This window comes from Cyanobium sp. LEGE 06143 (genome assembly GCF_015207535.1).
Taxonomy (GTDB): Bacteria; Cyanobacteriota; Cyanobacteriia; order PCC-6307; family Cyanobiaceae; genus NIES-981.
On sequence record NZ_JADEWP010000162.1, the window covers coordinates 1 to 6,101 of the forward strand.

Here is a 6,101-nt window from a genome sequence, read left to right on the forward strand (position 1 = left end):
TCGCGCCTCGTGCGCTTCTTGGCCGTGGTCTGCTCGTAATCACCGAATCCGAGCTGCTTGCTGCCCATGAACCCAGTCCGCGCCTGCGATTACAGGGATATTTTCGCGCGGATGGCTCGGGTTTTCCAGAGCCTCCTTAGGCACTCATTCCATGATTGATCTTATTTTCCTGGCCGAGCTGGTTGTGGCTCTGCTGATTGTGGCAACACGGGACTCGTCAAAGAAGCCTGTTGTCCAACAGGACAGGCCTCCAGTTCGTCTGGACACTCCATCGATCAGCAGCACGCCTGCCTGCAGCCCTGACACCGATTTCCATGCCCAGAGGCGGTTGAGGCTGGAGAGCCAACACTCTCTCGGTGCCGGAATCTTTCTCTGGGCTTCCCTCGCTTCCCCTTCCCGCCAGCAGCAGGTTCCTGCCCCTGGCCGATGCCATCGCCTCAGCCAGCGCCCGGCGCCTGTACCCGCTGGTGGAGCGGGAGGACCTGACCCAGGTGGCCCCGCTGCATCAGCGGGGCCCTGCAGCATCACCTGCTTGATCGGGTGTGGCTGGTGCCTGAGGTGAAGCAGAGGTTCAGGCCTCGTTCAGCAGGCTCAGCGCCTCCATCACCTGGAGTCGGATGCCGCCCAGATGGGTCCAGGCCCGCACCGCGTCTTCTCTGCTCCGGTAGGGGCGCCAGTCGTCCTCAGTGATGCGGCGTTGCAGATGGGCCGCCACGCGCTGAGCGACGGTCACATCGCTGCGCCTTGCTAATCGCAGCGTTTTCCCCCCGATCACTACTTCAGCAGGCATGGCATTCGCAGCCACAGCCGGCGTGGCAGGGCTCACCGTTGGGGTGCCCCATGGCGCAGGCGTCGCTGCAGAACAGCAAGGCGCCACTGCGGAAGGGCGTCTCAGGTTTCACCGTGCAGTTGCACCCAGGACAGGCGCAGTTCAACGCGGTTGGTCTCCCCATGGTTGTGGTCATGGCCTCTGCTTGGTCAGCTCATCTGCACCCACTCTGGCGCCGGCGGCGCTGCGCTGGATCGGCCAGTGGCCATAACCAGGGCAGCGAGAGGGAGTCAGTCGCGAGGGAGTCAGATCGGCGCGGGCTGGGCTGCTGCTGAAGGCCGGCGACGCATCGGACTGAACAGCAGCGCCAGGGCAAAACCGGTGAACTGAACGATCACCACGCACGGCCCTGAGGGCAGGTTGGCGAGGCCTGACAGAAGCAGCCCGATCAGTGCACATCCCCCGCCCAGGATCGCTGAGACGATCATGTAGGTCGGGAAACGGCGGCTCAGCAGCCGGCCGGCACAGGCAGGAATGACCACGAAGGCACTGATCAGCAGCACCCCCACCGCCTTGATGGACACGGCCACCACCACCGCCAGCAAGACGATGAAGGCCAGGCGGTGCCAGTGGGCGCGAACCCCGAACGCCCCGGCCAGGTCGTTGCTGAGGGTGAGCAGCACCTGGGCCCGCAGACTCAGGCTGAGATAGACCAACGCGCCGAGCAGGAGTGTGCCGATGACGGCCAGATCCAACCAGCCGATCCCGAGGATGTCACCGAACAGCAGCTGCTGGATTCCGCCCCGGTAGGTGTCCACCAGGCTGAGAGCCACCACGGCGAAGGCCAGGGATGTGGAGTACACGATGTTGAGCAGGGCATCAGCCGGCAGCTGGCTGCGTTGCACCAGCTGGTTGATCAGCAGTGCAAAGATCACCGCAAAGGGAATCAGCACCAGGGTTGGGTTGACCCCCAGCAGGATGCCGATGCTGATGCCGAGCAGGGCCGAGTGCCCCAGGGCATCACTGAAGAAGGAGAGCTGACGCAACACGGCAAAGCTGCCCAGCAGCCCGCCCAGGCTGCCCGTGAGCAGGCCGCCCAGCATGGCCCGCTGCATGAAGGGCTGGGCGATAACCCCAAGCAGTGCCGAGGGATCAGCCAAGCCTGCCCAGCTCCTTCCGATTGCAGGCGTGACTGTGCTGATAAGGCACCACATTCGGGCCATAGAGCTCAGCCAGCCGAGCCGGACTCAGGGCATGGTCAGGAGCCCCGCTGCAGCGCAGTCGACGGTTCAGACAGAGCACCTGGTCACAGGTGCGTCGCACCATGTCGAGATCGTGCGACACCTGGAGAACGGTCCAGCCTTCCTGGCGGCGCAGCTCCAGCAGCAGTTGATAGAACTGCTCGCAGGCAAGCCCATCAAGACCCGCCTGGGCTTCGTCGAGCACCAGCAGCTGCCGGGGCCGCACGACACAAAACGCCAGCAACACCCTTTTCAGTTCGCCGCCCGAAAGCTCACTCAGCAGGCGCTCACCCAGCTCGCTGCATCCGGTGCGCTCCAGGGCCCGCCTCACCGCCTCACGGCGGCGTCGGCCGCCAGTCCAGGCCAGGCTCAAGCCGGGGGAATCGCAGCCGAAGCCCACGAATTCCGCCACGCTGAGCGGAAAGCGCCCTTGCAGGGCGAGGGTCTGCGGCAGATAGGCAACCTGGGCCCGAATCGAGCGGGGCAGCTCCCCTGCCGGCCCCAGGGCGTGGCCGAGGATCTGAACGGTGCCCGCCTGCCTGGGCAGCAAGCCCAGCAGGGCGGCCACCAACGTGCTCTTGCCTGCTCCATTGGGACCAACCAGGGCTGTGTCCGTTTCCCTGGCCAGCTGAAAGTCCACAGCATCCACGGCCAGGGCCCGAGCGCGTTGGACCGTCAGGCCCCGCACCTCGAGTACCACTGGGGACACGGGGGCGCTCATTGGCTGAAGGCCTGTCGCAGGTTGGTCACGTTGCTGCGCATCACGCTGAAGTACGTGCCGGGGTCAAGGGCAGCTTGCTCGCTGGAGGTCTCCATCGGGTCAAACACGCTGATCCGCACCCCCAGATCTTTGGCCAGGGCGTTGAAGGAGCGGTCTCCCTCCTGAGGTTCAGAGAGCAGTGCCCGCAGCTGGGTCTGCTCCACGATCTCGCTCACGCGTTGCAGGTCAGCGGGGGAGGGGTTCATCTCGGGCACGTCCACCAGATACTCTGCCTTCAGGCCAAAGCGCTCCGCAAAGTAGGGGGCGAAATCGTGGAAGGCCACGAAGGTTTTCCCCTCGAAGGGCTTGAGCTGGCTGGCGATCTCGGTGTTGAGGCCCTTCAGCTCTTCAGTGTAGGCCTCTGCGTTGCGGCGATAACCCTCTGCGCAACTGGGGTCGGCCTTCACGAGGCCGTCGCGAATCGTCTCCACCTGCTGCACGGCCCGCAGTGGATCCAGCCAGATGTGGGGGTTCAGCTCACCGTGGGCGTGGCCGTGTCCATGCTCCTCCTCGTGGTCAGCCTCGTTGTGGTCGTGCTCCTCCTGGGACGCGATCGTGGTGACCCCCTGGCTTGAATCGATCACGACCAGGTCGGGGTTTTCGGCGGAAGCCACGAGCTTCTCGAGAAAGCTCTCCATTTCCAGACCGTTCTTCACCAGCACCTGGGCCTCCCGCAGGGAAGCCAGATCCCCAGGCTTGGCCTGAAAATCGTGGGGGCTGCTGCTGGGGGGGATCAGCGCATTGACTTCGGCGCAATCCCCGGCCACAGCACGGGTGAACAGCGTGATCGGCAGGAAGGTGGTGACCACCTTCAGCCCCGGCTCGCCGCTCTCGGAATCGGCGGTTTGCTGTGGGGCTCCACAGGCCACAAGCAGGAGGGCCAATCCCAGCAGGCCCGAGCGCCGCAGAGAGGACAACAGAACGCTCATCTGGATGGATTGAGAACCATTCTCACCCTACAGGAGATGGTGGGGCCTCTTCGGTGCCGCCAGCCAGGCCGTGTCACCGCCGCGCCGGGGCTGCTCCTAGCCGAAACCGGCTCCGCCCGAGCGGCGTTCCCGCTCCCTGCCAGGCACGGCAACAGGCCACAGCCACCAGCGCCCCTGGTCGCCGCCGGCCGCCAGGTGCAGCCCATCCGGCCGCCAGGCCAGAGCCTGGAACCCCTGGCCTTCGCCTTCAAGGGGTTGCAGCAGGCGGCCCCGGCTGTCCCAGAGAGCCACGGTGCCATCGGCGGATGCGCTGGCCAGCAGGGGGCGGCCGGGTGCGAAGGCCAGGTCATGGACCTTGCGTTGATGCCACAGCAGGGGCTCAGGCGTCCAACCTCGTTCACCTCGATCGCGCTGCTGCCACAGCACCACCGTGTCGCCAGAAGCCACCGCCAGGGCCGGCGCCAGTCGCCCGGGCTGATCGCTCCAGGCCAGGGCCCTGACCTTGGCCGGGAAGCCGCTGAATTGCCAGGGCCGACCTTGGCCCGCCTCAGGCCAGAGCAGCAGCGAGCGATCCATCTGGCCACTGGCCAGCAGGTCACCGAACGGCGCGTAGGCCAGCACCAGGCCCACCGAGCCGGTGGGGGCGCGCAGGGGCTGGGCTCCCGGAGCTGCATCCGGCTGCCAGAGAGCCACCTCGCCCTGGCAACTGGCGGCCAGCGGCCAGCGGCCACGGCCAGCACCAGGCCGTGGGGTTGCCAGGCTGCCGCATCGAGCCAACCGGCCCCCAGTGGCATCGGCTCCAGAGGCATGGGCCGGATGCCGCTGCCGCCCAGCTCCCAGAGCAGCAGCTCTCCCGCCTGGCCCACTGCCATCAAGAACTGGTCATCGGCACTGAAGCCGATCGCATCGAGACTGCTGTCGCGATCCCCCCGCAGCTGCTCTTCACAACCGGCGCCAAAATCGAGCAGCACCAGTTCACCACCGGCGCTCGCGATGGCAAGGAACGCGCCAGCGCTCGACCAGCTCAGGCAGGTGATCGCCTGCTGCAGCTAGCCGCAGAGTCGCTCACACACCAGAGCCGCAGGTGTTGCCATCGCCGCTCAGGCCACGCAGGCGTGGAAGCCAGAGCGCAAGGCTTCCGGATCAAGGTTGCGGCCGATGATCACAAACTGCGTTGAGCGCTGCTCGCCTTCGTGCCAGGCACGGTCGAAATCGCCGTCCAGAAGCATGTGCACCGACTGGAACACATAGCGCCTGCCCTCTCCCTTGAGCTGGATGATTCCCTTCATCCGAAACAGATCAGGACCCCGCTCGGCCACCAGATCCGCCAGCCAGCTCCCCAGCCTGTCCAGATCCATGGGTCGCTCCTCCACCAGCGCCAGCGAACCCACGGCGGCGTCGTGTTCGTGCTCGTGCTCCTCCACCAGGAAGCCAGGATCAAGGCTGAGGGCCCGTTCCAGCTCGAAGGCTTCCACCCCGAGAATCTGCACCATGGGCACAGCGGCGCCGGTGGCCGTGAGCAGCCTGGCCACCGGGTTGATCGCCCGGATCCGCTGCTCGATCGAGCGACGCTCGCTCTCGTCCACCAGGTCGCTCTTGTTGAGCAGCAGCACATCGGCAAAGGCCAGCTGCTCCTGCACCTCCTCCGCCTCCCAGTGCTGGAGCACGTGCTTGAGATCCACCAGGGTGACCACCGCATCGAGCCTGAGCTCATCGCGTAGGTCCTCATCCACAAAGAAGGTCTGAATCACCGGGGCTGGATCGGCCAGGCCAGTGGTTTCAATCACCAGGTGATCAAAGCGATCACGGCGCTTCATCAGGTTGCCGATGATGCGGATCAGATCGCCACGAACAGTGCAGCAGATGCAGCCATTGTTCATCTCGAAGATCTCTTCATCGGCGTTGACCACCAACTGGTTGTCGATGCCCACTTCGCCGAACTCGTTGACGATCACGGCCACCTTCAGGCCGTGTTCATGGGTGAGGATCCGGTTCAGCAAGGTGGTTTTGCCGGCACCGAGGTAGCCGGTGAGCACCGTGACCGGCAGGCGCTGGGAGGCGGGAACCGCACTGGAGAAGGCCATGGCAGGGGCAGGAAGCCGAAGCCTCTGGTGTGAGAATGGTTGTCATTCTAGTAAGAGCACCAGCTCCGGCCGGCCCGCATGGCTCGTTCTGAAACCGCTCGTGTTGCCCGCCTCAATCCCTCGCTGGGGGCTGGCGATGGCTGAGCTGCTGATCGCTGGAGCCGGCCCCCAGGCCCTGGCGCTCAGCTGCCAGCTGCTGCAGAAGCGGCCCCAGTGGCGCCGCCATCTGCGCGTGGTGGATCCCACCGGTGCCTGGATGGTGCGCTGGCAGCGGCAGATGCAGGCCTACGAGATTCCCTGGCTGCGGTCTCCCTCCCC

Annotated in this window: 7 protein-coding genes and 1 pseudogene; 1 reads left to right on the forward strand and 7 read right to left on the reverse strand. The window is 65.7% G+C overall.

The genetic code is table 11. The annotated features are described in order from the left end of the window. Positions 1–571: 571 nt before the first annotated feature. The 7 genes from IQ216_RS10850 to IQ216_RS10880 all read right to left on the reverse strand — a co-directional run bounded on the left by IQ216_RS10850 (position 572) and on the right by IQ216_RS10880 (position 5,783). On the reverse strand, positions 572–790 hold the full coding sequence (locus IQ216_RS10850) for a hypothetical protein (protein ID WP_193815473.1): 219 nt from the start codon (positions 788–790) through the stop codon (positions 572–574). After that, positions 780–965, reverse strand: coding sequence for a conjugal transfer protein TrbI (locus tag IQ216_RS10855; protein WP_186696554.1), 186 nt, complete (start codon positions 963–965; stop codon positions 780–782). Before IQ216_RS10855 ends, IQ216_RS10850 begins: the two co-directional genes overlap by 11 nt. Before the next feature lie 109 nt (positions 966–1,074). Further along, complete coding sequence (locus IQ216_RS10860; RefSeq protein ID WP_370566709.1) at positions 1,075–1,929, reverse strand: metal ABC transporter permease; 855 nt, start codon at positions 1,927–1,929, stop codon at positions 1,075–1,077. Further along, positions 1,922–2,719, reverse strand: coding sequence for a metal ABC transporter ATP-binding protein (locus IQ216_RS10865; RefSeq protein WP_370566710.1), 798 nt, complete (start codon positions 2,717–2,719; stop codon positions 1,922–1,924). Before IQ216_RS10865 ends, IQ216_RS10860 begins: the two co-directional genes overlap by 8 nt. 8 nt (positions 2,720–2,727) lie before the next feature. Further along, complete coding sequence (locus tag IQ216_RS10870; RefSeq protein WP_193815475.1) at positions 2,728–3,699, reverse strand: metal ABC transporter substrate-binding protein; 972 nt, start codon at positions 3,697–3,699, stop codon at positions 2,728–2,730. Between the two features lie 96 nt (positions 3,700–3,795). Next, positions 3,796–4,392: a hypothetical protein gene (locus tag IQ216_RS10875; RefSeq protein ID WP_193815476.1), complete on the reverse strand. Its 597-nt coding sequence runs from the start codon at positions 4,390–4,392 to the stop codon at positions 3,796–3,798. 407 nt (positions 4,393–4,799) lie between these two features. Beyond that, a complete protein-coding gene (locus IQ216_RS10880; protein ID WP_193815477.1) occupies positions 4,800–5,783 on the reverse strand; it encodes a GTP-binding protein in 984 nt (327 codons plus the stop codon). A gap of 136 nt (positions 5,784–5,919) precedes the next feature. On the opposite strand from IQ216_RS10880, the pseudogene IQ216_RS10885 reads away from it, so the two are divergent. Continuing rightward, positions 5,920–6,101, forward strand: a pseudogene (locus IQ216_RS10885) (FAD/NAD(P)-binding protein); the annotation flags it as partial.